Origin of the sequence: Limosilactobacillus ingluviei DSM 15946, from assembly GCF_001435775.1 — a bacterium.
GTDB classification, from domain to species: domain Bacteria; phylum Bacillota; class Bacilli; order Lactobacillales; family Lactobacillaceae; genus Limosilactobacillus; species Limosilactobacillus ingluviei.
In genome coordinates, this window is the sequence record NZ_AZFK01000028.1 from 1 (window position 1) to 26,125 (window position 26,125).

Annotated in this window: 23 protein-coding genes and 1 riboswitch; of the genes, 7 read left to right on the forward strand and 16 right to left on the reverse strand. The window is 52.4% G+C overall.

All coding sequences use genetic code 11. From position 1 onward, the window contains the following. The first annotated feature begins 642 nt into the window (after window positions 1-642). From croR to FC43_RS04070, 4 genes are all read left to right on the forward strand, one after another. Window positions 643-1,332 carry a response regulator transcription factor CroR gene (gene croR, locus FC43_RS04055; RefSeq protein ID WP_019206619.1) on the forward strand — a complete coding sequence of 230 codons (690 nt, stop codon included), beginning with the start codon at window positions 643-645 and terminating at the stop codon, window positions 1,330-1,332. Between the two features lie 23 nt (window positions 1,333-1,355). Next, complete coding sequence (locus tag FC43_RS04060) at window positions 1,356-2,498, forward strand: sensor histidine kinase (RefSeq protein ID WP_040470095.1); 1,143 nt, start codon at window positions 1,356-1,358, stop codon at window positions 2,496-2,498. A gap of 191 nt (window positions 2,499-2,689) precedes the next feature. Beyond that, a complete protein-coding gene (locus FC43_RS04065) occupies window positions 2,690-3,484 on the forward strand; it encodes an AzlC family ABC transporter permease (RefSeq protein ID WP_081583837.1) in 795 nt (264 codons plus the stop codon). Beyond that, on the forward strand, window positions 3,484-3,897 hold the full coding sequence (locus FC43_RS04070; protein ID WP_056954339.1) for an AzlD domain-containing protein: 414 nt from the start codon (window positions 3,484-3,486) through the stop codon (window positions 3,895-3,897). Before FC43_RS04065 ends, FC43_RS04070 begins: the two co-directional genes overlap by 1 nt. 83 nt (window positions 3,898-3,980) lie before the next feature. On the opposite strand, the gene FC43_RS11550 is transcribed toward FC43_RS04070, so the two are convergent. The 7 genes from FC43_RS11550 to FC43_RS04105 form a co-directional block, all read right to left on the reverse strand. After that, window positions 3,981-6,272 carry an amidase family protein gene (locus FC43_RS11550; protein WP_056954341.1) on the reverse strand — a complete coding sequence of 764 codons (2,292 nt, stop codon included), beginning with the start codon at window positions 6,270-6,272 and terminating at the stop codon, window positions 3,981-3,983. Between the two features lie 195 nt (window positions 6,273-6,467). Then, on the reverse strand, window positions 6,468-6,851 hold the full coding sequence (locus FC43_RS04080) for a DUF956 family protein (protein WP_019206624.1): 384 nt from the start codon (window positions 6,849-6,851) through the stop codon (window positions 6,468-6,470). 84 nt (window positions 6,852-6,935) lie between these two features. Further along, the gene (locus FC43_RS04085) at window positions 6,936-7,859 is read right to left on the reverse strand and encodes a PTS system mannose/fructose/sorbose family transporter subunit IID (protein WP_019206625.1); all 924 of its coding nucleotides are present in this window, start codon (window positions 7,857-7,859) and stop codon (window positions 6,936-6,938) included. A 19-nt stretch (window positions 7,860-7,878) separates the two neighbouring features. After that, window positions 7,879-8,682 (reverse strand): PTS mannose/fructose/sorbose transporter subunit IIC, encoded by an 804-nt coding sequence (locus tag FC43_RS04090; RefSeq protein WP_019206626.1) that lies wholly within the window; start codon window positions 8,680-8,682, stop codon window positions 7,879-7,881. A gap of 11 nt (window positions 8,683-8,693) precedes the next feature. Continuing rightward, entirely contained in the window at window positions 8,694-9,695 is a 1,002-nt protein-coding gene (locus tag FC43_RS04095; RefSeq protein WP_019206627.1) for a PTS sugar transporter subunit IIB, read from the reverse strand. Between the two features lie 247 nt (window positions 9,696-9,942). After that, the gene (locus FC43_RS04100; RefSeq protein WP_019206628.1) at window positions 9,943-10,788 is read right to left on the reverse strand and encodes a hypothetical protein; all 846 of its coding nucleotides are present in this window, start codon (window positions 10,786-10,788) and stop codon (window positions 9,943-9,945) included. 3 nt (window positions 10,789-10,791) lie between these two features. Next, on the reverse strand, window positions 10,792-11,205 hold the full coding sequence (locus FC43_RS04105) for a helix-turn-helix domain-containing protein (RefSeq protein WP_040470099.1): 414 nt from the start codon (window positions 11,203-11,205) through the stop codon (window positions 10,792-10,794). Window positions 11,206-11,326: 121 nt separating this feature from the next. Here FC43_RS04105 and FC43_RS04110 point away from each other — a divergent pair, with 121 nt between their 5' ends. Next, on the forward strand, window positions 11,327-12,292 hold the full coding sequence (locus FC43_RS04110; RefSeq protein ID WP_040470074.1) for an alpha/beta hydrolase: 966 nt from the start codon (window positions 11,327-11,329) through the stop codon (window positions 12,290-12,292). A 65-nt stretch (window positions 12,293-12,357) separates the two neighbouring features. On the opposite strand, the gene FC43_RS04115 is transcribed toward FC43_RS04110, so the two are convergent. From FC43_RS04115 to FC43_RS04140, 6 genes are all read right to left on the reverse strand, one after another. After that, a complete protein-coding gene (locus FC43_RS04115) occupies window positions 12,358-14,295 on the reverse strand; it encodes a cation:proton antiporter (protein ID WP_056954343.1) in 1,938 nt (645 codons plus the stop codon). Between the two features lie 61 nt (window positions 14,296-14,356). Further along, complete coding sequence (locus FC43_RS04120; protein WP_019206632.1) at window positions 14,357-14,722, reverse strand: hypothetical protein; 366 nt, start codon at window positions 14,720-14,722, stop codon at window positions 14,357-14,359. A gap of 55 nt (window positions 14,723-14,777) precedes the next feature. Next, window positions 14,778-15,431, reverse strand: a complete 654-nt coding sequence (locus FC43_RS04125) for an energy-coupling factor transporter transmembrane component T family protein (RefSeq protein ID WP_019206633.1) — start codon at window positions 15,429-15,431, stop codon at window positions 14,778-14,780. Beyond that, window positions 15,428-16,813, reverse strand: coding sequence for an ATP-binding cassette domain-containing protein (locus FC43_RS04130; protein ID WP_019206634.1), 1,386 nt, complete (start codon window positions 16,811-16,813; stop codon window positions 15,428-15,430). The genes FC43_RS04125 and FC43_RS04130 overlap by 4 nt, the downstream gene beginning before the upstream one ends. A 2-nt stretch (window positions 16,814-16,815) precedes the next feature. Next, a complete protein-coding gene (locus tag FC43_RS04135) occupies window positions 16,816-17,376 on the reverse strand; it encodes an ECF transporter S component (RefSeq protein WP_019206635.1) in 561 nt (186 codons plus the stop codon). A 91-nt stretch (window positions 17,377-17,467) separates the two neighbouring features. Continuing rightward, window positions 17,468-17,555, reverse strand: a riboswitch (TPP riboswitch). Between the two features lie 409 nt (window positions 17,556-17,964). Next, the gene (locus tag FC43_RS04140) at window positions 17,965-18,924 is read right to left on the reverse strand and encodes a nucleoside hydrolase (protein WP_019206637.1); all 960 of its coding nucleotides are present in this window, start codon (window positions 18,922-18,924) and stop codon (window positions 17,965-17,967) included. A gap of 170 nt (window positions 18,925-19,094) precedes the next feature. Between FC43_RS04140 and FC43_RS04145 the strand changes: the two genes are divergently transcribed. Next, window positions 19,095-20,093 carry an NAD(P)/FAD-dependent oxidoreductase gene (locus FC43_RS04145; protein ID WP_056954345.1) on the forward strand — a complete coding sequence of 333 codons (999 nt, stop codon included), beginning with the start codon at window positions 19,095-19,097 and terminating at the stop codon, window positions 20,091-20,093. Between the two features lie 35 nt (window positions 20,094-20,128). On the opposite strand, the gene FC43_RS04150 is transcribed toward FC43_RS04145, so the two are convergent. After that, window positions 20,129-22,255 carry an LTA synthase family protein gene (locus FC43_RS04150; RefSeq protein WP_019206639.1) on the reverse strand — a complete coding sequence of 709 codons (2,127 nt, stop codon included), beginning with the start codon at window positions 22,253-22,255 and terminating at the stop codon, window positions 20,129-20,131. 274 nt (window positions 22,256-22,529) lie between these two features. On the opposite strand from FC43_RS04150, the gene FC43_RS04155 reads away from it, so the two are divergent. Continuing rightward, window positions 22,530-22,733: a hypothetical protein gene (locus FC43_RS04155; protein WP_019206640.1), complete on the forward strand. Its 204-nt coding sequence runs from the start codon at window positions 22,530-22,532 to the stop codon at window positions 22,731-22,733. A gap of 3 nt (window positions 22,734-22,736) precedes the next feature. Here FC43_RS04155 and FC43_RS04160 read toward each other — a convergent pair whose 3' ends face one another. Together FC43_RS04160 and FC43_RS04165 are read right to left on the reverse strand one after the other, a co-directional pair. Next, window positions 22,737-23,648 carry a proline-specific peptidase family protein gene (locus FC43_RS04160; protein ID WP_019206641.1) on the reverse strand — a complete coding sequence of 304 codons (912 nt, stop codon included), beginning with the start codon at window positions 23,646-23,648 and terminating at the stop codon, window positions 22,737-22,739. A 64-nt stretch (window positions 23,649-23,712) separates the two neighbouring features. Then, window positions 23,713-26,112, reverse strand: a complete 2,400-nt coding sequence (locus FC43_RS04165; protein WP_019206642.1) for a Xaa-Pro dipeptidyl-peptidase — start codon at window positions 26,110-26,112, stop codon at window positions 23,713-23,715. Window positions 26,113-26,125: the final 13 nt, after the last annotated feature.

The following is a 26,125-nucleotide window of genomic DNA, read 5'->3' on the forward strand; positions in this document are numbered from 1 at the left end:
TTTCTAACAGCATAAAAGAGTTACTCTTCTATGTTGTTCTACATTTTATATAGCAGAAAGTGTTTTACGCACCGTTCTGTCAAGTTACCCCTGAATAAAATTCGGGGGCTTGTAGACTTCACCCATCAGCTCATCGCTAAATGAGTTACTAGCTACAATTTACCTAGATAGGGCCAGCGTAACAACATCTCAGATAATAAATTATCTTCTGGTCGGAGCACTGCTCGGCTGGCTGGTCTTAGGTGAAACGTTGCAGGCGGGTTTCTTTTGCGGGACCGGCTTGTTGGCGGTGGGAATTTGGTACCAGTTGCGGGCGTAGAACTTTACCATGCGCCCAAAATATGTTAAATTAAACGTTGCGATGAGCTGAGAGGTTTGGTTGTCACCCAAATGGCAACCCCGCATTCGCGGTAAAACTCTCGTGGGGCCCATAACCTGCCGGATTGCAGGGGGCTCGGGGTGAAACGTAGTGGACGACGTTTCACCCCTGCGATCAAAAATTGATCAAGACACTGCACCCAAACCAGCACCAGCTGGGGCGGGTGCTTTTTTAGTTTTGTTTAAAGCTCCGGGCTAAGGACCGTTTTCCCCCGAATTGCGGGTATAATAAAAATATGAACTTTCGTAAAGGGGTGGCCAAAAATGAAGATTTTAGTGGTCGATGATGACAAAGAAATTGTGCAACTTTTGGAAATCTACGTTAAAAATGAAGGCTACGAACCCGTGGCAGCCTACAATGGCAAAGAAGCTTTGACCAAGCTTAATACGACGCCCGACATTGGCTTGGTGATCTTGGACTTGATGATGCCGGAGATGGACGGGATGGAAGTAATCAAGCAATTACGCAAGGACTCAGCCATTCCGGTGTTGATCTTATCAGCTAAGACCGCGGACATGGATAAGATTCAAGGCCTGATTTCCGGGGCCGATGACTACGTGACCAAGCCGTTTAATCCGCTCGAAGTAATGGCGCGGGTCAAGTCGTTGTTGCGGCGGAGCGAAGGAACGGTCACCAACGACCAGCCGGACGTGTTAAACGTCGGGCCACTGCAAATCAACAAGGATTCCCACGAAGTCAAGACTTTAAAGGGGGACTTGATCCAACTGACGGCTCTAGAATTTGGCATCTTGTATTTGCTGGCCAGTCATCCCAACCGCGTTTTTTCGGCGGATGATATTTTCGAACGGGTCTGGCAACAAGAAAGCGTCGTGTCAGCCAAGACGGTGATGGTTCACGTGAGCCATCTGCGGGATAAGATCGAAGCGGCAACCGGGGGCGAAAAGGTGATTGAAACCGTTTGGGGCGTTGGCTATAAGGTTGCGGCGCACTAGCCTAGGCAGAAAGGAAGACCATGTTGAAACTAACGGGGCGCGAAAAAAGCGCGCTTTTTTTTGAAGGCGTCGTGACGGTGGCCCTCCTGATCTTGATTAACGTGGCGGTAATTGGGATCATTCAGGGGGTCATTCAGTCAAATCCGGGGCTGGCCAGTGGGATTTTTATCATTAAGCAGTCACTGTGGTTTGGGCCTTACCATACCCAAATTTGGTCCTATCAGCGGATCGTGATCGGCCTGTTGATGCTGTTAGACGGTTGGGTTGTCTGGTGGCGACTCAAGCGGCGCTATCACCAATACCAAATGGATCACATCATTGCCGAGTTGCACTACATTGCCCAAGGCCACTTGGATCACCGGATTCCTTTTCGCTTGAAGGGGAGTGAGCAACACGTAATCACCAGTGTCAATGCCCTGGTCGACAGTGCCGTCCAGTCGATGAATGATGAACGCCAGATTGAAAAATCCAAGGATGAATTGATTACCAACGTCAGTCACGACTTACGCACGCCGTTGACCTCCATTATCGGCTACTTGCGGTTGATTGAAGATAAGCAGTACCATTCTGAAGAAGACATCGTTAAATATTCCCATATTGCCTACGAGAAGGCCAAACAAATGAAAACCCTGGTGGATGACCTGTTTGAATACACTAAGGTGCAACAACACGGGGCGCCGGTGAATATGATGACCGTGGATCTTTCCCAGTTGTTGGAGCAAGTCAGTGCCAGCTTTGAGTTGGAAGGACAAAAGCGGGGGATTGAGGTTAGCTCGGCAACGCAGCCGACCCCGCTCTTGGTGGATGCGGATCCCGAAAAGTTGGGCCGGGTTTTTAGCAATCTGGTCGCCAATGCCCTAAAGTACGGCAATGGTGCCAGTTATATCAAAATTGATGCCCGTCAGGTCGGTGCGTCAGTAGTGATCGAAGTTGCCAATGATGGGACCCAGATTCCGGCCGCGTCCTTGGGGCATTTATTTGAGCGGTTTTACCGGGTCGAATCCTCGCGTTCCAAAGATACTGGCGGGACCGGCCTGGGCTTGGCGATCGTCAAAAGTATCGTGGACTTGCACCACGGGGAAGTCGAAGTGACGTCCACACCGCAGGTGACGACCTTTACGGTCATTTTGCCGTTGCACCAAACGGCCGTTGCTGCGCAAGTGTGAGCAAAGTTCGCCGCGAATTGTGTTTGAAGATATTCACCGAAAATTAAATATGTTACCATAGAAGGTGAGCGGTAAAAAGGTTACCGCAATCTGACGACTTCAACATAATTTGGAGGAATATCTTCTTGCAACAGAAAGCACATCAATTCAATCCAGGGAACCAGCGGTGGCTGGAGGTCTTGGGGATCTCGATGCCCCTGTGTTTGAGTTACCTGCCAATCGGGGTCGCGTGTGGGATTTTGCTGCACGCGGCGGGGATGAACTTTGTCCTTACCTTTTTAATCTCGATTATGGTGTTCTCTGGTGGGGCCCAATTTATCCTGGCCTCGTTGTTGGTAATTGACGCCCCAATCAGTACGATTTTTATGACCCTGTTCTTCCTAGAATTGCGGTATGCCTTGCTGGGGTCCAGCCTTTCCAAGTACTTCCGGTCCTCAAGCCAGAAGTTTGTCCTCTTGTTTTCAGCGTCAATGAACGATGAAAACTACGCGGTTAACTATCTGAAGTTTGCGACCGATAAGAAGTGGACTCCCCAAGATGCGTTAATGGTGGAGCACTATTCGCTGATTTCTTGGGCGAGTGGGAACCTGATTGGGGGCTTAATCGGCAGTACGGTCACGATTGATTTAGAAATCGTTGATTTTGCGTTAACGGCCTTATTCATTTACATGATCGTGATGCAGATGCGGAGTCACTTGAGTTTGATTATTTGCTTGACCTCAACGGCCCTCTCCTTGTTCTTCTTAACGTTAACCAAGAGCACCCTGGGGATCATTATTGCCACTTTGATTGCCTCTTTGATTGGGTTTGCCATTGAAGATTGGGTCCGCAAGCACAGCAAGGATCCGAAGAACGCGTGGGTCTTAAAGCGGCTCTTTAGGCCGGCGATGACCCGGCATACCGTCGAGGATCGGCAAATGTTGAGTGAAAAAAAGGCCCAACAGGCCGCCCAAGTAGAAGCAGCAAATGATAGTGGAGAAGAGTAATGGATACGTTTGTGACTAATTTAGCGGTGGCGTCGCTTGTCCCCAGCCATCATAATACGGTCTACCATTTGATTGTGATTGTGGTGGCCGCGGTGGCCGCCTTTTTACCCCGGTATTTCCCCATGCGGTTCTTTACGAACCGGAAGATTCCGGAGTGGTTTAATGAATGGATGAAGTACGTGCCCGTCAGCCTGTTTACGGCGCTGGTGGTCAAGGCCCTCTTTTTGGACGGTAAGTACCAGTACTTCTTTGATCAGGTCAATGCCCTGGGGACGAATGTAACGGTCTTTGGCCATGCCAGCTATTTGATTGCGGCGGTCTTAGTGGCAATTGTGGCCTACTTTACCCGCTCGATGCTGTCATCGGTGGTGGTCGGCTTGGTGACCGTCTGGTTGTTAACCTTTGTGCTTTAAAAATTAATGAATGAACCAGCAAAAGCGGCTGACGAGCGTGGTGAAGGCTCGTCAGCCGCTTTTTAAAGTCCAGTAAGGAAAGCTTAGGGGCGAAGTTGCCGGCGCAGCCAGCAGTGACTAAGGACTGCGAAGAGACCAAGGCTCCCCAGGGCCCAGGCCAGGTGACTGATCCGGTTCCCGGTTTGTGGCAAGCGGACTGCGCTTGCCGGGGTCAGGGTGCGGCTTGGCTGCTGCCCAGTGGTAAGGGCAGCCGGTTTGCGGGCAAGGGTTTCCCCTTGCGTTTCGGTTTGGCTTCCAGTCACATTTGGCTTAGTGGCAATTCGCTCAGGCTGCTGGGCTGCGGTGGCCAACTGATCCGTGAGAGTTGGGGTCGGTTGTTCGCTAACTGCAATGGCCGGCTCGTGATCAGCTGGTTGGCTTGCTTGACCGGTTGACACCAGGTCATTGCTTGACTTTGGTCCCGTGGTGGCCGGTTGATCCACTGGGGTGGCAATTTGCGGTTCGTCAGGGGTGGTTCCAGGCTGTTCTGCGGCCGGTTGGCTAGGTTCGGTTTGTGTTTGCGCCTGCTTTGTGTCGGTTACGGTTTGGTCAGCAGGGGTGGCTGGTGGTTGAGGCTCCTCGCTGGTTGTGGGTTGATCAGCGTCACTGCTTACCTGTTGGTCCAGCAACTTGAATTGGTGGTGGTCTTCAAAGAGCTTTCCGACCGCCAGCAAGGTCTGGTCGCTGCCCTTGGCGCCTTGCAGTTGAATCCCGAGGGGTAAGTTGGCCGCAGAAAGGTAGGTTGGCAGACTGAGGGCCGGTTCCCCGGCCAAGTTAGTCAACTGGGTAAACGGGGTCTTGGTTAACCCGTGGAGCCAAGCATCGTAGATTAATTGCATCTGTTGATCAAACGGCAGGTCACCGCTGGCCTTTAATTTTTCCACGTCAGCCGGCAGAAAGGCCGGATCTGCGTTTAAAGGTGCTACGACGGCGGTAGTAGGAGTTAAGTAGAGCGGATATTCTTGGTGAAACGCATCCATCGCTTGCTTGACTAAGGCCAATTCACCTTTAAAGGCAGCCCCAACGGTCTGAGGGGCTTTTTTGCTGGCTTCGTACAGGGCGTAGGTCATCGGACTGATGACGTGATTGGTAACATCATCAGCCGTTAGATTGCGGTGCAAGAAGTGATTGGCCAGGTAGTTGGCGGTGGAACCATTGGACAAGGCGCCTAAGAAGTAGGCTTGCATCAGCTGCACGCCATCAACCGGAGCCGGGTGTTCTTCGACCTGGAAACCCTGCTGGCGCAAAAAGGCCACCGCCTGTAAGACGGCTGCTTTAGCGTCCGGGCTGACTGGCGTCCCGACCGGTGAAGTGGTGGAATAAGCAATCTTTAATTGGGTTAAATCTTGCGGGACTGGCTGTAACATGTCCCGGTGGGCAGGATTCATTAAGCCAGTGAGAAGGGCTTGAGTGTCAGCAATACTGCGGGTTTCGGCAAAGTTAACCACTGATGGGGTGGTCGAATCCCCAAGAATCAGGCCCTGCGTTGGTTTGAGGCCGATAACCCCGGACCATGAAGCGGGGATGCGCAAGGAACCGCCGGCATCGTTCCCGGTGGCTAAACTGACCCACCCCGCCGCGACGGCGGCTGCCGAACCCCCAGAGGAACCGCCCGGATTCCGGGTGGCGTCCCAAGGGTTGCCGGCATTCCCGTTTAAGTTAGACTGGGTTACGTTAATCAAGCCCAGTTCTGGGAAGTTGGTTTCGCCGAGGATGATGAAGCCCATTTTTTGTAATTGTTGGACGAAGTTTTTGGTGTAGGTGTACTTATTATCGGCTTCAAAGGTTAACCCGTTGGTCCCCGGGTAGCCCTTCATCGCTTGGCCCAAGCCCTTGATCAGAATTGGGACCCCAGCGAAGGGGGCGTTGGGGTCAACTGCTTTCACCTGGGCGGCCGCCCCAGTCGGATCCGTATAGATGACGTCGTTGAGGGCGGGATTTTCCGTCTTAATTTGCTGGAAGGCTTGCTCAACTAGTTCCTGAGCGCTCACCTGACCGGTTTTGATCATGGCGGCCATTTCCGTGGCGGATTTGCCCTGGGTCAGGGCCTTGAGTTCAGCGGGCGTGTGCGTTGGAGCTTGCGGTGCCGGGCTTGGGTCCTTTGGTGGGGGTGTTTGATCAGTTGGCGAAGTTGACGTTGGGGTCGGTGTTTCACTTGAATCATTGAGAGCGGTGCTTGCCGTTGCGGCCGGGGCCGACGTTGTTTCCGTTACCGCTGGGGCGGTGGCATTCGCCGTGGCAGCGTGGGCGGCCAGCGGAAAACCGCTGAGGGCGCTGGCCACCAGGAGGGCGGCTAAGGCTTCTGCGGATAATTTACGAATTCGGTGATTGTGCATAATAAGTCTCCCATAAATAGTCATTTTTAGCTTAATTATACTATTTTAGAAAGCGTTTTCAATCACCTGATCAGGATTTTTTGCCGGTGGAATGGTGCAGGAACTCACGAGCAGAGGCGTTAATTGCCAGCCGGGGGATAAAGAAAGCCCCGGTCCTTGCGCAGTTTTGCACGTGCGTGAGAACCGGGGGGAAAATTATTTGTTTTGGCGCCGGTGCCAGAGGGTCTTGAGGTTCCGGGTCAAGTTCTGGGTAAAGGTTAGGGCGCGGACGACGTGGTTCGGATCGATATGGTTGGTCATCGCCTTTAGGACCCGCTTGGGTTCGCGGGCGGCAAAGATAAAGCTGCCGTTGCGTTTGGTTTGGATCTTGAAGCGGGGGATCCATTTGCCGCCAAACAGAAGTGAAGCCACCACCAAGTCAATTTCATCCCACGGAATTTGGACGAAGTTTTGGACGTTGCGGTCTTCGTAAAATTCGAACCCCTCGTCGCCAATCATGATCTGACCGTAGGCGCTAAAAGTGGTAAAGTAAGTCCCCTTGGCGATTAATTCGGCTTTTTTGTTCAATGATTCAACCATAAAATCTTCCTCTCTGACTGAAATATGTATAAACGCCAGTCCTTCCCAATGAAGTACTGGCGCATTAATGATTAAGGAATCAGCTTAGCCGAGCAAGCCGATGACCCGACCGATAATCCCGACCACAAAGAGGCCTAAGATGATTACGATTGGGGAAACCTTCTTCTTCAACAGCCACATGCACAACAGCGTCAGCAGCAAGGCCGCTAAGCCTGGAATCAGGGAGTCAAGGTTGTCTTGCAAGGTCGTGACCTTGTATTCCGTTAAGGACATCCCTTTGCCCATGTTCCATTGTTCCAGGACGGTCTTGATGGCAGTAGGGTTGTTAGGCAGCTTGTCCCAGTCGATGTAAGCCCCAGAAGATTGCTTGATCCGGGAAACTTCGGGGGTGAACTTGATGGTAACCCACCGTTCGATTAAGGTCCCTAAGACAAACATCCCCATCATTGCGGCCCCCCGGGTGACCTTTTGCAGCAAGCCCCCGGATACGTCGTCGGTAATCTTGGTCCCAGTTCGGTAACCAAATTCTTGGGTGTACCACATAAAGGCAATCCGTAAGATGTTCCACAAAACGAAGAACAGGATTGGACCAAGGATGTTCCCAGAGATGGCCAAAGAAGCCCCTAACCCAGCGATAATTGGCCGCGCCGTAAACCAGAAGACGGGGTCACCAACCCCAGCCAATGGGCCCATCATCCCAACTTTAACCCCGGACATCGTGGCGGCGTCAATCGGCGTCCCGTTGGCATTGTCTTCTTCCAAGGCCAAGCTGACCCCCAGAATTGGCGAGGCAATGTAAGGGTGGGTGTTAAAGAATTCCAGGTGGCGCTTTAAAGCCGCTGCCCGGTCTTCTTTCGTCTTGTACAATTTCTTGATGGCGGGAATCAAAGCGAAGGCGTAGCCCCCGTTTTGCATCCGTTCGTAGTTCCAAGAACCTTGGAGGAACGTTGAACGCCAGCAGACACTCCAACGGTCCCGCTTTGTTAACGTAATTTTCTTTTCAGCCATTAGTCTTTGCCTCCAAATTCTAGTAATCGTTTAAGATATCACCGAGCGGATCACCGCTACCGCCGTTGCCGCCGTTACCACCGTTCCCGGCCTTACTTTCCAAGTCCAGGTAAATCAGGGTGAAGGCCAAACCTAAGGCCCCGATGGCGATCAGCGTCAATTGCGTAACAGCGGCGAGGACAAACCCGATGGCAAAGAATGGCCAAACTTCCCGGTTGGCGATCATGTTGATAACCATGGCGTAACCAACGGCCACAACCATCCCACCACCGATGGTCATCCCTTCGTTTAACCAAGCTGGCATCGCGCTTAAAGCGGCCCGCACTTGGTCAGCTGGAATGATTAACAGCGCAACGGCTGGCAAAGCAATCCGCAGCCCTTGTAAGCAGATGGCAACGATTTGCCACATGTCAATGGCCCGCAGGTTCCCTTTGGCAGCTTCCTTATCCATGATGTGAATAATTGCAACTGAGATCGTCCGAACAATCATGGTTAAGAATAATCCCGCTACGGCCAGGGGAATGGCAATCGCCGTCGCCGTCCCCATGCTCTTGGTAGCGGCCCCACTTTGAACAAAAATAATAGCAGAAGCGACCGAAGCCAAGGCAGCGTCTGGGGCGACGGCTGCCCCGATGTTAGCCCACCCCAGGGCAATCATTTGCAGTGAACCACCGAGAATTACACAGGGAATCAGGTGGCCGGTAACTAAACCGATCAGCGTACATGCAACCAGGGGTTGGTGGAATTGAAATTCATCCAAGATCCCTTCCATCCCGGCTAAGAACGCTACAATCACAACTAAAATCATTGAAATCGCAGACATAATAATCTCCTTTAGTTCTTTTGCTGGTCAATCAGCGTTTGCGCCTTCTTCAACAGTTCATCCATGTTTTCTTTCCCACTGGATGGGACCTTTTGGACGTTGAAGGTGACGCCTAATTGCTTCAGTTCCTTGAACGTATCGACGTCGTTTTGGTCCATGGCCAAGACTTGGTTGACGTTGACCTTCCCGTCACTATAAGCCATCGAACCAACGTTGAGTTCCTTGATGTCGACCCCACCCTTGATGGCAGCGAGGGCATCTTGCGGCGTTTCAAACAGCAGCATGGCCTTGGTATTCCCAAAGCGGGGATCCTTGGCCACTTCGATCATCTTCTTGATCGGCACCGTGTTAGCGTGTACCCCGGACGGAGCGGCCTGCGCGATCATGTTCTTGCGCAGCTTGTCCTTGGCCACATTGTCAGAAACCACGATGATGCGGTTGGGATTAGTGGCCTTAGTCCACCCGGTGGCAACTTGCCCGTGCAAGAGTCGGGTGTCGATCCGAGCTAAGACGTACTTGATCTTACCGTCGCCGATGACCGTGCCTTCAGGAATCGCCCCTTGCGGAGCCGCTGGTTGGGCGGCTGCTTGTGAGGTCGCTTCTTCTTGAGGCATCAATTCTTCTGGCAAGGTCTTGATCCCTTCTTTAGCCGTTTCGACGATGTGGGTCGCAATTTCCCGGGCCGTGTTCATGGAGAAACGGGAAGCATAGGCTTCGATGACCATTGGCAAGTTCATCCCAGAAACAATTGCCCAGGAGTCCTTGTGTTGGTCAAAGAGGTCGCTGGCTTGGTTGAACGGCGTCCCGCCCCACAGGTCAACTAAGAATAAGACCTGGTCCTGATCTTCTAAGGTACTGACGGCATCTTCCATCTTCTTGTGAATGTCTTCAGGCCCTTCATCAGGCTTTAAGATAACGTGTGCCACATTGGGTTGTTCGCCAAAGATCATTTCCCCGGACTGGAAAATCCCATCGGCGAAGGCCCCATGACTGGCTAAAACAATTCCTACCATGTTGTCCTCCTTAATGAGAATGGATAGCGTATCCTTTTCGTGATGGAAGCGAATACATTAGGTAGTATACCATATTTGTTAAACGATGGACTGGAATTTGGATAAAAAACCGCAAAACAAGGGAATTAATGCAGGGAAATTAAAAAAATCATCGGCAAATGGTCAGCTTTTGAATTTTTGAAAACGAAAAAAATCTCGCTAAACCAAATTTTAGTTCGTTGGTTTAGCGAGATGCAATGCGACGGCGTTATTCCGCTAGGTATACCTGTTCGTCAATCAAGTCAAAGCTCTTTAGACCGGCATTTACCGGTGCTAGAGCAGCGGGTTGGCTTAATTGGGCCAGGTGCCAAAATTTCGGCGAATTGGTGGCCCCGTCGCGTTCACCGATGACTAAAAGGCGAACATCCGGGAAGCGTTTTCGCAACAATTCCAGCACTTGATAATCGTTTTCATCTTTATCCGGAGCCCAGGACATGAGGACGTAGTCGACCTGGTCCCCATATTTTTCGATGGCGGCCAGGGCATCAAGGGCTTCAATGGTCGTGACCGGGTGCTTGCCGGTTTCGTTTTCCTTAACCCAGGCTTGGCTGTCCGTAGTGAAAATCGTTTGCAGGGGATTGTGATCCCGCAAACCTTTGGACAGGTAGCCGTTGCCAGCCATGATTTCTAACACCGGCGCCCCAGCTAAATAGTCACTGAGGGCACTGATAAACGAAGTGTTGGTGTAAGACCACATCCCGTACGTCGTCTCTAAGTAATCGCGAAAGTTGCGTAAGAGTCGGTCTAACTTGGGTAAAGCATTGGAATATTGTTCCCACAAGCGGTCGCCTTGCCGATCCCCCCGTGGGTATTGGGCGTTGACGGCGGTAAAAATTTGATCTTGAATGTCATCAGGGAGCAACAATTTGGGCAGGGCCTGGGGGATCAACCCGCGCTTTAAGAGCCGGTCAGCCTCTAAAACGTTATTCACCAAATACTTAATGACCGGGAATGGATCAAACAGTTCCCCATACTGGGTCAGTTGCGCGATATAAGGCGCTGGGCGGTGCTTTTTAACGCGTTGTTTTAGCTTTTTGAGTTGTTTTTTCTTCATAACTTACTTAAATTTGAGGTTCAATTCTTCTTGTTGACTTTGGGTCGGTTCACTTTCCCGCCGGTTGTCTTTACCTTTGAGGTAGCCGTCAATTAATTGGAAGATTTCGTAGCGATCTTCACTGGACAAAATCGTATTGTTAAACCGTAAGTCGCGACTGGAAAAGAAAAGTTTCGCCAGATCGTAATCGTTCCGGTCTGATTTCCCGGTCAAGTAGTCGAGACTAACGTCAAAAAATTCGGCCAATTTGCGGGCTTCCACATACGACGGGGTCCGAATGCCCCGTTCCCAATTGCCGATTTGCGAGGCCGTGTTGGGTTTTTCATTCGGCCCTAAGTTTTGATTTAATTCCGTGGCCAGCGCCTTCAGGGTAATTTTTTGCCCGCGGCGCAAGGCCCGTAGTCGTTCTGGGAACATCATCCTCACATCCTTTACCAATTCATTTTAACATTTTTCACCACGGAGCGTGGCAAATCGCGTCGATTTCCCAAATGTGGTAAACTAACTAAGATTTTGAGAGAAAAGAGTGTAGTTGTTTATGAATAAGACAGATAAAAAGAAACGTTCGTGGTGGCGCTGGGGGCTGGCGCTAGTGGGAATGCTGCTCGTAGCTTGGGGGGCCGCGGGGGCCTACTTTTTCCACGTGGCGATGGTGCCGAGCCATAAATCCTTTGTCAGCAACCCTACGACGGTGATTAAAAAGAGCGATCCGCTCTACCAACAAAAGCGTTGGTTTCAGCAAGCGACTAAGCAAAAGTGGACGATGACGGCGGCCGACGGAAAAACCCGCTTGGTGGCGGCTTACCTCCCGGCGGCGCAGCCAACGACGAAAAGTGTGATTATCTTACATGGCTTTATGCAAAATAAGGAAAGCATGGGGGCCTACGCGGCGCTGTTTCACCAGTTAGGCTACAACGTTTTGTTACCGGACGCACGGGCGCATGGGCAAAGCCAGGGCCACTACATTGGTTATGGTTGGCCGGAACGCTACGACGTCCGTAAGTGGGCCAAGCGACTGATTCGCGACCATGGCCCGAAAAGTCAAATTGTGATTTTTGGGGTCAGCATGGGTGGCGCCACGACGATGATGACCAGTGGGTTGCAACTGCCAGCTCAAGTCAAGGCGCTGGTCGCGGACTGCGGCTACAGCAGCTTGCAAGCAGAATTGGATTATCAAGCGGGTCATTTGTATCACTTGCCAATGTTAGTTCGAATTCCGGTTGAAGGGGCCTTAAGTGTGATCAACCGGGTGGCCAATGGCTTCTTTACCCAAAGCGCCTCCAGCACGCGGGCCCTTCATCACAATCACCGGCCCTTACTATTGATCCACGGGGCCGCTGATGATTTCGTGCCAACTAAGATGGTGTGGCAAAATTACCGGGCCACCCAGGGACCTAAACAAATTTGGGTCGTCCCGCACGCGGGCCATGCCAAAGCCTATGCGACGAGCCCGGCAGCTTACCGGGCCCACTTGCAAGCCTTCTTAGCTCGTTACGTAAAATAATTTCCCGGGAAATAAGGAACTTAAAACGGGACGCTCCTACCAGGTTGGTGGAGCGTCCCGTTTGCTTAGTTGGATTGCATGTAGACCAATTCATCAATCGAAATGTGTTCGTTGAGGGCTTTGGCCAGATCGGCGTTAATGTCACCCGCTGCGAGGGCTTGTTGAATGAAACTATGTTCATCCTGGAAGGCGCTGACGAAGAGCTGGTGCATTACCTCTTGGTCCAAGCGCTGTTGGCGACTGAGGGCCCGAATCCGGTTGAGGTAAAGCCGACGGACCATTGCCACTTCATTGACATTCGTTGACGTTTGAACCTGGTTTAAGTGGTTGTTGACCGCCCAAGTGGTCCGCGCCAAGAGATTCCGTATTTCTTTTTGGACGGCATCGGTGGCGGTCGTCACTTGGACTTGGCGCAACTTGTGGCGAATGCGGCGCCACTTCCACCGGTGATAAAAGGTCCGGATAAAGGAACGGAGGCCATGGTTGGTGTGGTTGACTACGCTTTGGGTGATCAAGTGCTGATAGAAATCAAGTAAGAACTGATCGATCTGCCCTTCCTGGCTGAGTTCATCAATCAGTTGCATTTCAACCTCATGGCAGTCAGCCAAGATTTTTTGGTAGGTGGCGGAGTTCACTTGGTAGGTTAAGGTCATTTGCGAGCTGAGTTGGTCAATGACCGCGGCGCGTTCCCGGGGGTGAGCAGCGGCTTCTTCAATTCGCCCAATCGCCGTTTGGACGGCGGCAATCAAACCATTGGCAAATTCCGTCGCCGTGTAGGTATTGCGCTTAGGGGGCAACAGTTTAGGAAAGAGCAGGGCCCCGTTGATGATACTGATTAAAATCACTAAAGCAGCAATCAAGATCATCGTGTTGCGCAGGGCCAGGGGCCGACCGTTGATGAGGGTCGGAATGGAAAAGGCCATTGCCAGGGTAATCGTCCCGTGAATCCCTCCCAGGGCTAAGACGAGGGCATTCTTGCGCTGATCTTCGGTGGACCCTTTAAGATCGACAAAGTTCAGCCGCGCCCATAAGTAGCGAATCCCCGTGGTGATCAGGTAGAGGAAGATGGCGATCAAGGTCAGGTTACCCAGGCTTTGGGGGGTCGTAGCGCCTAATGCTTCGGGGAGACTTAACCCCAAAAAGACGAAGACGATCCCGTTTAAGGTATCACTGAGGATTTGCCACAGGGTGGTCGTAGCAATTTGGACCTTGGCCGACGTTAAGCGCAACCGGTCGTTGAGCAGACTGTGCATGATCCCAGCGGCTACCACAGCCAAGATTCCCGAGCAGTGGAGTTCTTCGGCCAACCAGTAGACGATGACCGGCGTCATGACGTTCAAGGGAATGACAATTTGACCGATGTCGACGTTGGTCCGCATCAAAAAGAGGCGCAGTTCAATCATTAGCCAGCCGGCCAGGGCCCCGAAAATAATCCCGCCTAAGAAGACGTACAGGAAGGTGGTTAAACCATGGACTAAGGAAAATTGTCCCGAGGCCAAGGTTGACGCGGCCAGGCTAAACAGGACCAAGCCGGAAGCGTCGTTAAACAACGATTCGTGCTCTAAGGTCCGGTGGACGTTGGCAGGCATCGCGACGCCAGTGGTTAGCGATTTGACGGCAACCGCATCCGTTGGGGTAATGATGGCCGCCAGCATGAAGGCCAATGGTAAAGAGAAGGCCGCGACGGCGAAGTGCAGGCCAATCCCGGCGACCAAGACGGTAAAGATCGCCAGGTAAACGGTCATGGAAATAATTTGCTTCACGTTGCGCGAAATCGCCCGGAAGGAGGCGTTTTGGCCATCATTAAACAAGAGGGGGGCAATAATTAAGAGCAGGAAGGTTTCCGGCTCCAGGGTAAAGGTCGAGATACTTGGCCACAGAGCCAAAAAAAACCCGACGAAAATTTGGTAAAAGGCCAGCGGAAGGCGGGGAAAAAAGAGGTGGGCAATATTGGCAATGACCACCGCGACAATCAGGGTCAAGACCCCAAAAATGGTTGACATTAAAATCCTCCTTATAGTAATTATGTACGAAAAACGGTCGGGAACTTCCCGGCCGTTTTGGTTAACGATCCAATAAAACAATAATCCCCATCACGATATTGTAGAGCCAAAAGAGCAGGCCAGCGAATAATAAGAGCCCTAATAAGAGCAGCCAGAGCCAAGCGACTTGCCCAAAGCCCTGGTCACCAACGGCCAAACCGGTACCGGCAATGATGATAATGACAGCAATGCCCAATAAAGTTGGCAATAATTGCGACCAAAAGGCCCGCTTCGCGTGGTAAGCAATCGCAAGGTTGGGCTGCTGGATGTGGGTGGCTGCCAGCCAGGCAATTAACGGGAACAGCACCGGCATAAACAGGATGCTGAAGTAGCTCAAGCAGGCCAACAATTTCGTGGGGGTGTCCATGATAACAGGTTGGTTCTTCATTGGCGCCTCCAAAATTCGGGTGATAAAAGTAACTACTCCTATCTTACCGAAATTATTATGGAAAGGCAATTAAGACGACCTGAGCCAAACCGAAGCTCCCCACAAAGCGCAACCAATCAATTTTTGAAAGCGGGATCGGTTGGGCCACCGTCCGTGGTTGATTTTCCACAAAGCCGTGCGATTCCATTGCTTGGGCTAATTGTTCCGACCAGGTAATCGCGCTGAGGATTGCTTTGAAATACAAACGTGGCGACCAAAAACTCAGGGTTACGCCCCGCATTTGCCCGGCGGCTTTAATCGTTTTAACCGCCGTTACGATCCGGGGCAATAAGTTGATCGCCGCTAAGGTGCCATAGGCAAATTTCGCTGGCAAGTGAGCGTTTTGTTCGAGCGACCGCGCCAAGCGTAAGGGCGGGGTACTTAGGGTCACGGCGCTGCCCAAGAGGACGTAAACGTAGACCCGGCTGGCCAATACGGCCGCAAAAAACCAATCGTGCCCCGGGGTAAACAGCCCGATGGTGATTGAGAGCGTTGCTGCCGGAATGGCCGGCACGACCAGTAAGCGCAGCAGGGTTAGCAGCCCGGGCCGCGTGGCGATGACTAATCCGAGCCCCACGGCGATCAATAGGAGGTTGACAACCAATTTTTGGGTAAAGGAGATTTCTAACGAGAGTAACAGGACTAATAATAACTTGAGACTTGGGTTCATGAGCGTACCTCGGCAAGATCTTGGAGCTGCTGGTGGCTTAAGTGCAGGTGACAATCCACCCACCCCGCCAAGCCAGCCAACTGGTGAGAAACCACGATGATGGTGGCCGGTTGAACGGCTTGGCAAGCCGTGATTAACTGCCGGACGGCTTGGGCCGAGGCGGCATCCAGCCCGGCAAAAGGTTCATCTAACAATAGGACCGGTTGGCCCATCATCAGCATGACTAATAATTGGAGCTTCTTTTGCTGCCCCCCGGACAAGGAGTAGACGACCCGGTCTGCTAACCCTGTGAGTCCTAGTAGGTCAATGGCTGCCGTTAGGTTGGCGGGGGTGAAGTAGGGGTGGCGTCCCTGCGCTTGGCTGAGGGCTAATTCTTCGGCCATGGTGACGTTTAGGAATTGGTCAGCGGCGTGCTGGAAGACCAAGCCGACTTGCCGGCCCCATTGCCGGGGCCGATACTTTTGCAACGAGCGCCCCTGCAGGGTTAATTCGCCTTGGTAGGGAACTAATTTGGCCAGGCACTTTAAGAGCGTCGATTTGCCACTGCCGGATTCGCCAGTCAGCAGGGTAATTTTGTTAGCCGGAATTTGGCAGTTGGCCTGGTCTAATAAGCGTTGGTGGGGGCGCTCAAGGACCAGCTTGCGCCCCACGATCGCGGCCGGCCAGGTCCTTGCGGCTTGGGTGGGCAGGGCAATCGGCTGAGCGGCGGCCGTTAAGAGGGCTTGCGCCGCCGCTTCAGGCAGCTGGGTTGCTTGATGGGCCCGGTCAAAGCGGATGATTTGTGGTTGCACCGCTTGGTAATTGGCCAGGTCGTGGTCGGCAATAATCACCGTTTTACCAGCGGCCACTTGGGCTTGTAATTGTGCTAACAATAAGGCCCGGTTCTTGGCATCGAGGCTGGCGAAGGGCTCATCTAATAAGATGACGGGCCGGTGCATAGCAATCACGACTGCTAAAGCCGCCCGTTGTTTTTCCCCCCCGGACAAGGTCGCAAACTGGCGGTCCGCCAGGTCACTGATGCCCACGGTCGCAAAGGCGTCCCGGATGCGATGGCGCATTTGGTGCCGGTGAACTTGCAGATTTTCGAGGGCAAATTCGGCCTCGTGTTGGGGCGTATCCAGGGCAAACTGGAGACTCGGGTCTTGAAAAAGCATCGCCGTTTCTTGTGGGGCCAAGTTAATCGCGGCCTGCGCGTTTAAGTGACCGCCGTATTTTGGCAACAGCCCGGCCAAGAGGCGCAACAGGGTCGACTTGCCACTGCCTGAGGGGCCATAAAGGAGGGTAAAGCTGCCCCGGGGAATGGTCAGGTCGGCGAGCTGAAGCACTGGTTGGTGGGCCTGGTAACTAAAGATCACGTTTTGGATCGTAATTGGGTCAGTCATAATTAAGCGGGTTTAATGACGTGGGCGCGTTCCAGTAAGTTGGCAATCAACTTAACCAGCACCCCGCAGAAGACAAACATGGAAATAAAGCGTGCGACTAGCAAGATCAAGTTGAGCCCCAGGCTAAAGTGGGCGTAACCGTTCCGGAACCAGTCCCACCCGAAGGTAATCAGCGTCGCAAAGAAAGTTGATGAAGCCAGCCCGAGCCAATCGTAATGCTTGTAGCGCGTAACGGCGAACCCAAGCTCGGTCGCAACCCCTTGGACAAAGCCGGAGATCAGATTAGCGGCCCCCCATTGGCCACCTAAAAACATTTCACCGGCGGCCCCGAGAAATTCACCGAGAAAGGCCGCCCCGGGCCGGCGTAAGAGCATGGCTGCCATCGGACCGGCCATGCACCACAGGCCCATGGTTAAATCATTGGCCATGGGGCCTAAACCAACGGGCGTTAAGAGAATGGAAAAACCATTGTAGATAAAGTCCCCGGCGTAATAGATCACCCCGAAGATGATCCCGATTAGCGCCAGTAGGATAATATCCTTTAAGTGATAACGTGTCGACATAATACTTCCCCCTGGGAAAAAGAAATTTCAATCCCATGTAAAAACGCTCCCAAGCATTCGTCTGGGAGCGCGGGTTAAATTCGTCTTCAAAGATCTACCGAATGTAACTCCCTACGCTGGTACTAACCAGATCAGGTTAATGGGTATCATCTCAGCCAAAGGCACCCCAGACATGGTAATTGATGCCTTCATTGTAGCGAATCACCCGGGAAAGATCAAGCCGAGGGAGCTACTAAATGTGGTAACCGGGGCTTTAACGCAATTGGGGAAAAGCGGCGGGACAATTATGCACAGACTGTGGATAAATTTGGGGACAACATGGTGAAGGATTGAGGATAATAAGAATGATAGGCTATTTGCAAGGTGTGGAAAAGGTGGGAGTTATCCCCAAGATTTGGTGGATAAGTCGGTTACTTTGGGGATAAGTTGGGGATAAGTTATAACCATCAGTCCAATTTCAAAACCACGGAATGTGGTTAAAAAATTGGCTGGGAAAATATCCCGTCTGCTGATACCACGTTCCGTGACTTTAACGACAAAAGAAAAAGCTGAGCGGGAATTGCTCAGCTTGTGATGATTCAGCGGAGATTAGTGTTGTTTGAACAAGTTAGTCAACAAGTCCATAAAGGTGGCCAGGTAACGGTCCTTATCAACGTTGACTGCGACTTGCACATTCGGGTTCGGTTCGTTGAGCCGGTCCTTGTCCCCAATCGTGCGGGCGTAGTTGTGTTCATCGTAGATCACCTTCATAAAGAGGCTGATCGTTTGAACGAAGGATGGGTCCAAAGAAACCCCAACCGCCAGTGGGTCGTGCAGAGCACAACCATTCTTGTCGATGTCTAAGTTGTAGTAGGCATCGATGTAGAAGTCGGTAATGTCGGCAAAGGCTTGACCGGCCTTCGTGCCAAGGTCGCGCCATTGTTGGGTTTCCTTCTTGGTCAAGAGGGTTCGCAAAGTAACGTCCAAGCCGACCATCGTCAATGGTAAATCACTGGTCAAGACGTCGTTGGCAGCCTTGGCATCTTGGTTGATGTTGGCTTCCGCCACGTCCGTCACGTTCCCTTCGACAGTCAGTGCCCCACCCATGAAGGTAACGTTGCCGATCAAGTGGGCAATTTCCGGATCCTTCTTTAAGGCCGCCGCTAAGTTAGTCATTGGGCCGGTTGGGATGATGATCAAGTCCTTGCCGTACTTGTGGGCGGCTTCAATGTAGAAGTCCACCCCAGACATTTCTTCTAAGGGGCGCTTTGGGGCCGGCAGGTCGACGTCGCCGATCCCGTTGTCACCGTGAATGTCCTTGGAAACTTGCATCACCTCAAAGTGATCGCTGGTGCTGGAATGTGGCAAACCTAAGAAGACCGGTACATCTTCTTGGCCTAACAATTCCAACAACTTCAAGCTATTTTCTGCACAAACATCAAGCAAGTTGTTCCCGTAAGAAGAAACGATCCCGATCAGATCTACGTCGGGAGCGGCCACGGCGTAAGCGATTGCTAAAGCGTCATCCACCCCAGTATCTAAGTCGAGAATCATTTTCTTTTGAGCCATATTAGTCCCTCCAAATGTTTTCTATGCGTTTGTTCAAGTAGTAACGTTTTACTCCTTAATCATACCGAATCATGAAAGGGAATACAATTGGCAATTGCGGTTTTTTGCGCCGGTGGGGGGCCAATGCTACAATAAAACTACTGAAAATTAGCGGAAATGAGGCAAAAAAGATGACCGAAAAGATGTATGACGTCACCATTGTCGGTGGCGGGCCAGTGGGGATGTTTGCGGCCTTTTACTGTGGGCTGCACGAATTAAACGCACAACTGATCGAAGCCTTGCCAACCTTAGGGGGCCAACCCGCCGCGCTGTACCCAGAAAAACAAATCTGGGATGTAGCCGGTAAGGCGGGGGTGACCGGGCGCCAACTTGCGGCGGACTTAGCGGCCCAGATGGCGATTGCCCCGGTGGACACGGTGGTCGGCCAGATGGTCACCAACGTGCAAAAAGATCCGGATGGTTGCTTTACGATTACGACCGACCAAGCCACCTACCGGGCCAAAGCCGTTTTAGTGGCGCTTGGCAAGGGCGCTTTTACCCCCCGGTCCTTAGCGCTGCCGGGTGCCGCTGAACTTGATGACCAGCAGTTGAGCTACTTTGTCACGCAGAAGGCCGATTTTGCGGGGCAAGACGTAGTGGTTCTCGGCGGTGGGGATTCCGCGATCGACATGGCCTTGATGTTGGAACCAGTAGCCAAAAGCGTTAAGTTGGTTCACCGGCGCGACCAGTTCCGGGCGCTGCCTAAGATGGTGTCGGACTTGCAAACGTCAGCGGTAGAAATTTTAACGCCCTATTTGCCAAAGGAAATCAGCAGTCAAGCAGATGGCAAGGTTAGTTTGACCCTCAAGAAAATGAAGAGCGAAGAAGGATTGACCCTTACCCCGGATCGGGTGTTGGTCAATTACGGTTTTACCTCCAATAATGCCGCCCTCAAGGACTGGCAATTAGACCTGGCGAGTGAACACCATTTGATTCAGGTTGATTCGACGATGCAAACCAGTGTGGCGGGCGTGTACGCCATTGGGGACGGGGTAACCTACCCGGGGAAAGTTGCGCTGATTGCCAACGGCTTTGGGGAAGCGCCAGTGGCCGTAACGGCCCTGGCCAAAGCGCTCTATCCCGATAAGCGCCTGGCGATGCACAGTTCATCAATGAAGATCAAGGCATAGAAAAAAGCCCCCGCGCGGGGGCTTTTTTCTATGCCTTAATTGTTGCCATCGGGGTTGGTAATCTTAATCCGGTTGGAACTGGTTGACGAGTGGTTCAACTCTGGCGCATCGGTGGAGAAGAGATCGGCGGTTGTCTTCTGGCCGTTTTGCGCAAAGAGGCTGGTGGATTTATTGCCGAGCTTGCGGTCCTTTTGCTCCAGTTTTTGCAACCCGTTGGAGTAGTTGTAATCACTAGCGTTGACCTTCTTAAAGCCCTTCGGCGTGTAGAAACGTAAGAGGTTCTTTTGGTTGAGGGCATCCGAGAGGTGCAATTCCTTAGTGACAAAGCGTTGGTCGGCTTCGACTTGCTTTTGTTCTTTGGCCGTTAAGTGGGCAATCTTCCCCGTGGTCGTATCATAGATCGTCCCGTTGACGCTGGTGTACTTTGGTGTCACAAAGTCTTGATTGCGAAAGGCCACCAACTGCCGGTGTTGACTGGAGAAGAGGTCGGTCCCAAACATAATGTAGCGCTTGGTGGAAATCCCCAAGAGGTGCAGCAAGGTCGGCAAGACGTCGATTTCGCCTCCGTAGGTTTGGTAGATCTTCCCCTGGTCGGTTCCGGGGATGACAAACATCAAGGGAACCCGTTGCAGCATGGCGTTGTCGAAGTCGGTCCAATCTTCGTTGGAACGCCCTAAGACACTGGCCAGGTACTTGTTTTCAGAGTTGGAAATTCCGTAGTGGTCCCCATAGATCATAATCAAAGAGTGCTTTGCCAGGCCGGATTTGTCCAGGTAAGCAAAGAATTCCTTGAGCGACTGGTCCAGGTAGTGGGCAGTGACAAAGTAGTCATTGACGGCGGTATTACCCGTGTCAACAGTCGTGAAGTTCGGGTCCTTGTCTTCGCTGTCCAATTCGTACGGGAAGTGGTTGGTAACGGTGATGTACTTGGCGTAGAACGGTTGTTGCAAGTGTTCCAAGTACTTAATCGAATCCGCAAACAACAACTTATCCTTCAAGCCATACCCGGTGGCCTTGTCGCCGGAAGTATCGTAATACGAAGCGTCGAAGAAGTATTGGTAAGCCAGGTTCTTATAGACGTTATTACGATTCCAGAAGGAGGCGACGTTGCCGTGGAAGACCGCAGTCGAATACCCACCCCGTTGCTCTAAGATGGCCGGCGCGCCTTCGAAGGTATTGTCGTTGCCCAGCGTCGCAAACAGGGAGCCTTGTGGCAGGCCAAAGGTGCTGGTTTCCAGCATGTTTTCGGCATCGGAGGTCTTCCCCTGACCGACTTGGTGGAAGAAATTGGCAAAGGCGTAGGTGCTGTTGCTGTGGTAGAGCGAGTTTAGGAAGGGGGTAACTTCTTGGTTGTTGATCTTTTTATCAATTAAGAACTGCTGGAAACTTTCCAGGTGGATCACAATCACGTTTCGGCCCTTAGCAATCCCGTACAGTTGGTCGTTGGGTTTGGCGTAGTTGGTATCGGTAAACTTCTTTACCTTTTCCAGCTGGGCTTTCGTAGCCGACTTACGCATGTTGTAAGTGTGTTGGGACCGTACCAGATCGTAACCAGTAAAGGTATCGATCCCCAGGTATTTTACAATGTAGGTCCGGTCAAAGGTCCGCCCTAACAACTGTGGGCGATCAAATTCGGCGACCATGATGTTGAGTCCTAAAATCAAGAGACCGACCGAAGTAACGGCAAAGGCCAGCCGGTGGCCCAAGGCCCGCGGGTCAAACTTGATTTTTTTCCCTAGCATCAGTAACAAAATAATGACGATGTCCACCCAGTACAAGAGGTCGTGGACATTGGTTAAGGCTAACGAGGAACCGGACAGGCCTTGGTTGACCTTGGAATAACCGGTCATGGTCGCGATCGTCATAAAGTCAGTAAATTCCCGGAAGTAGATCACATTGAGGTACAAGAGGACCGTATTGGCAATATAAAGCCCCATGGTGACCGGGTAAAAGAAGCGCGAACGCTTGAAATAAAGGCCGATACTCAGCAGGATGATCGTGGTGGCCAGGGGATTGAAAAAGGTAATTACGCCCTGGATAAAGCTGGTATCACCGAGTTTAAAGTCCATCACGTACGCAAACAGGGTTTTGAGCCAAAACAGGCCCACCAACAGGGCAAAAAAGCCCGTCCGCGTATTGACGAATTTCCCTAGTTTTCGCATTTCGGGTATCCTCACAAACATTAAATTTCGGCCGGGGAACGGCCGAGCGGCACTAGTTTTCACCGGGGATTTCCCGGGAAATAGTTCAACGTCCCCCATTTTATCACATTCTAGATTGCTGGTCGGGTCCGGCGGGGATTGTAGCAGAAAATTAACGGTTTGCAGCCGGAAAAAGAAAATAACAGCGGGACAACGTTGGTGAAGTCGAACATAAGTTGATGTTTAGTGGTAAAATGATGATATTGATAAAAATTAGTTCGGGGGGAGTGCAACAATGCAAATTAAAATTTATGATGATCAACAAGCGCACGCGATGGCGACCCAGTTTTTCGGTCATGATTACCAAGACCCGGGGGTAATGAAATGGGGTGGCTTTTTGCTAAGTGAACATACCGCTTGCTTGCAGGCGGCAACCGCGGCTGCCGACATAAAAAAACCGTCATCCCAAGCCCCCCGGGCTGGTGATGACGGTAGGTAAAGGTTATTGATTAAAGGTGCCGGCTTCGACTTGGCGAATGAAGTCAGCGAGGTGCCGGTAGTAAACGGCCGGGTTGTCGACCATGTGGTGGTGGCCACCATTTGGCGTCGTGACCAACTTGGCGTTTGGAATCAAGTCAGCCATGGTTTGGGCTGTGGCCAACGGCATCGTTTCGTGTTCCCCGAAGGTCAGCAAGGTTGGCACCTTGATGTTCTTCAGTTGGTCGCGGAAGTGCCAGTCCTTTAGCTTCCCGGTAATGACAAACTCATTATCCCCTTGGAAGGCGTTGTAAACCGCTGAGCCAGCGATGTCGGCCAAGTGGTAAAGCTTCGATGGCTGCTTGCGGTCAACGTAAGCTTCGTTTAAGGCTTGGACGTTGGCTTGGTAACGCGCGTTGGCGTAGTCGTTGTTGGCTTCGCATTCCTGCATAAAGGCCACTTCGGCGGCAGGCAACAGAGCTTCCCGACATTGGTTGACGTGGGCGACGTATTCGTCGATTTCATCAACCATCGAAGAAATAATGGCCCCTTTGAGGTGTTGCCCGTACTTAACGGCGTATTCTTGGACCAACAAACCACCCCAGCTTTGGCCGATTAAGTAGAAATTGTCGATCCCCAGCTTTTGCCGGACTTCTTCGACTTCATCCAAAAAGTATTCGTAAGTCAAATACTTGGCGGCAATGGCGGGATCTTGGTAATCCGGTTGGTCTGAATATAACGAACCTAACTGGTCGTACATATGAACTTGCACGTCTAAGCCTTGGGCCTGTAATTGCTGGGCCGTATCTTCCCAGTACTCGTGATTGCCCCCGGGACCGCCGTGCAAGGCGAGTAAGTGGATCGGGCCATCGCCTTGCGTGTTGGTCCACAAGTGATAGCCGTTATCCAAAGTTAAAATGGTTGTCCCTGTTTTCATAAATTATCATCCTCTCTTTTGCCCGATAAAATTAAGTATACGCCTTCAAACCATAAAACGACAATTAATCCCGTCCCGCGTGGGGCAAAGTCAAGTGACAATGGGACAGGTCGAGGGTGTAGGTCAAGGCTTCATTGCCCCGCAAGGTCATTAAGTAGTCGGTGGCAAAGAGGATCAATTCCCACTGGTGACCAGCAGCTAAGTGGTGGTAGATCGGCTGCAGCGGGAAGGTGACGTCGACAAATTGGTCGGGACGCAATTCGTCAACTTGACTGGCGGAATGCCGATTTTGCAGGTTGATATGGCCAAAGGCGATCACTTTGGCTGGCGTCGGCTGCTTAGCCAGTTCAAATTCCCGCAGGTCATCACTACCGAAGTGCCACCCGGCCCGCAGACTTCGCGGGGCGATGACAACCGGACTGGTCGTTAAGCGTTTGGCCTGTCCCCGGTCAACCAAAAAGGCGGATAACAGCCCGTGGTCGGCATTGACCTTGACCCGGGCTTGGACGACCGGGGTCCCTTGAAAGACTTGTGGTTGCGTTTGCGGCGGGGTCAGGAAATGAGCAGCAAAGGTACCATCATCGGCCAAGAGGGCTTGTTGCCATTGCGCGGGATCCTGACACCACTTTTGGTAGGTGGCAGTAGGGTGACCATCGGTAAAGAATTGGGTAGTAGCTTCAACGGCGTGGGGGGTTAAACGCCCGGTACCCAGGTTGTAGGTGGTAGTGGCGGCACCGTCCCATTGGTCCGCCGGGTGCCAAGTTTGCGGCTGGCGGTTGTCTTGGACCAGGAAGTTAGGCAATAATTCGTCCGCCCCGTTGGCCAGCCCCCAGAGGTGGTGGGCCAGCCAGAGGTTGACCATTTCTGCAAAATCCAGGGACTGAAAGGCGTTGATGTAGATGTGTTGGCCTTGGTGGAGAATCACTTTCGGGTGGGCCCCCTGGGCGATCAGACCATCGTAAAGGGCTTTGGCTTGGTTGGGTTTGACGTTGTCATCATTGAGACCGTGGACCAACATGACGGCACACTTGATGTTTTTGATCGCGGGGCGGTAGTTGCGTTTGGCCCAAAAGGCATTGTAATTCCCCGTTTGCCGATCCTGGGCGGCGGCCATCACTTTGAGGTAAACGTCGTTGGTTGGTTTGATTTTGAGGTAGTCGGCTAAGTTGCCCGTCCGGCTAAAGGTCTCGGCCGCTAAAACGTCGGCGTCCTCCCCTTGGAAACCACCGGGCGCCATTACCAAGCCGTTTTCCCGGTAGTAGTCATACCAGCTCGAGATTGCGGCTTCGGCGATGATGGCTTTTAAGCCGGCCACACCGGTCGTGGCCACCGCGGTTGCCAGGGTGCCTAAATAAGAACGGCCCGTCATGGCGACGTTACCGTTGCACCAGTGGGCTTTAATCACTTGACCGCTGGTCCGGTCGGTAAAGGCCCGGCGGTCGCCATGGAGCCATTCCACCACGGCTTTCATCGCGGCGGTTTGTTCAGGCGACCCACAGGTTTGCAACCCATCGGAATCCTTGGTACCAATCCCGGCGGCGTAAACAATGGCGTAGCCACGGGCTGCTAAATAGTTGTTTAAGCTGTAAGCCGGCGTTTCGCTAAAGGTTTCACTGGCTTGACTGGTTTCACCGGTGACGGTGCGGTAGTGCTTGGGCGCCGGAAATTCCATTTCGGTTGGGGCCTGAAAGGTAGCTTCCTTATGGGTCAAAGGATGATTGACTGGGTGGGTCAACTGTTGGCCCCAGTGATCATTGGTACCCTGGTTGTAAGGGCTGGCCGTAAAGACAGCTGGGACGGCCAGTCCTTGGTCGGATTCGGCCGGCCGCATAATTTCAGCCTTGACGAGGTCTGCTTGCCCGTCAAAGTCGGTATCGAGGTCGGTTTCAATGTAGACGACTTCGCGAATGAAGCGGGCCGGGTCAAAGCATGCGATGGGCTGACCGTTGAAGGTCAGGGGTTTTTCAGTGGCCGGCAGTTGGTAGGTCCAAGCCAAGGCCCCTTGGGTCGCCAGTTGGTCCAAGTAGCGGTATCCGTGCTTGGTTCGGCTGACCAGCAGGGCATAGAAGGCGGTAACCACGGCTTTAGCGGTCCACTTGGTCGGGCTGGGCAGGGGGAGGTTGATTTTGGCAACGGCCGCACTTGGCGCTTCGACTTGATAATCAACGTCAGCTTCAAAGCCCAATAGTTGGAGGGCTAAGAGGTGAAAAGCCGCCGTGGTCAGGGATTGCTCGCTGGCAAGCCAATCAGCTGCCGAAGTGGCCGGATCAATCGCCAGGCCGGCTAGCCATTGCTGTCCGGCTGGCGCACTCTGGGCAGCGGGGTGGCTGTTCAGCAATAATTGCCCCAAGAGGGCTTTGGGGGCAAGTTGTTCCCAATTCGTTGGCAGGAACTTTAGCCGGGTTAATTCAGCGACTTGGGTTGCCAAGTCGGTCGCTTGGATTGCAAATTGATGGTTTCGCATGGATCTGACACCT

Coding starts and splice junctions, on each gene's coding strand:
- FC43_RS04125 (WP_019206633.1), bottom strand. CDS start 15,431: ATGAACCCAAGTCTCAAGTTATTATTAGTCCTGTTACTCTCGTTAGAA.
- FC43_RS04100 (WP_019206628.1), bottom strand. CDS start 10,788: ATGAAGAAAAAACAACTCAAAAAGCTAAAACAACGCGTTAAAAAGCAC.
- FC43_RS04130 (WP_019206634.1), bottom strand. CDS start 16,813: ATGACTGACCCAATTACGATCCAAAACGTGATCTTTAGTTACCAGGCC.
- FC43_RS04070 (WP_056954339.1), top strand. CDS start 3,484: ATGGATACGTTTGTGACTAATTTAGCGGTGGCGTCGCTTGTCCCCAGC.
- FC43_RS04135 (WP_019206635.1), bottom strand. CDS start 17,376: ATGTCGACACGTTATCACTTAAAGGATATTATCCTACTGGCGCTAATC.
- FC43_RS11550 (WP_056954341.1), bottom strand. CDS start 6,272: ATGCACAATCACCGAATTCGTAAATTATCCGCAGAAGCCTTAGCCGCC.
- FC43_RS04155 (WP_019206640.1), top strand. CDS start 22,530: ATGCAAATTAAAATTTATGATGATCAACAAGCGCACGCGATGGCGACC.
- FC43_RS04105 (WP_040470099.1), bottom strand. CDS start 11,205: ATGTTCCCAGAACGACTACGGGCCTTGCGCCGCGGGCAAAAAATTACC.
- FC43_RS04165 (WP_019206642.1), bottom strand. CDS start 26,112: ATGCGAAACCATCAATTTGCAATCCAAGCGACCGACTTGGCAACCCAA.
- FC43_RS04120 (WP_019206632.1), bottom strand. CDS start 14,722: ATGAAGAACCAACCTGTTATCATGGACACCCCCACGAAATTGTTGGCC.
- FC43_RS04160 (WP_019206641.1), bottom strand. CDS start 23,648: ATGAAAACAGGGACAACCATTTTAACTTTGGATAACGGCTATCACTTG.
- FC43_RS04150 (WP_019206639.1), bottom strand. CDS start 22,255: ATGCGAAAACTAGGGAAATTCGTCAATACGCGGACGGGCTTTTTTGCC.
- FC43_RS04110 (WP_040470074.1), top strand. CDS start 11,327: ATGAATAAGACAGATAAAAAGAAACGTTCGTGGTGGCGCTGGGGGCTG.
- FC43_RS04065 (WP_081583837.1), top strand. CDS start 2,690: ATGCCCCTGTGTTTGAGTTACCTGCCAATCGGGGTCGCGTGTGGGATT.
- FC43_RS04090 (WP_019206626.1), bottom strand. CDS start 8,682: ATGTCTGCGATTTCAATGATTTTAGTTGTGATTGTAGCGTTCTTAGCC.
- FC43_RS04080 (WP_019206624.1), bottom strand. CDS start 6,851: ATGGTTGAATCATTGAACAAAAAAGCCGAATTAATCGCCAAGGGGACT.
- FC43_RS04140 (WP_019206637.1), bottom strand. CDS start 18,924: ATGGCTCAAAAGAAAATGATTCTCGACTTAGATACTGGGGTGGATGAC.
- FC43_RS04115 (WP_056954343.1), bottom strand. CDS start 14,295: ATGTCAACCATTTTTGGGGTCTTGACCCTGATTGTCGCGGTGGTCATT.
- FC43_RS04085 (WP_019206625.1), bottom strand. CDS start 7,859: ATGGCTGAAAAGAAAATTACGTTAACAAAGCGGGACCGTTGGAGTGTC.
- croR (WP_019206619.1), top strand. CDS start 643: ATGAAGATTTTAGTGGTCGATGATGACAAAGAAATTGTGCAACTTTTG.
- FC43_RS04095 (WP_019206627.1), bottom strand. CDS start 9,695: ATGGTAGGAATTGTTTTAGCCAGTCATGGGGCCTTCGCCGATGGGATT.
- FC43_RS04145 (WP_056954345.1), top strand. CDS start 19,095: ATGACCGAAAAGATGTATGACGTCACCATTGTCGGTGGCGGGCCAGTG.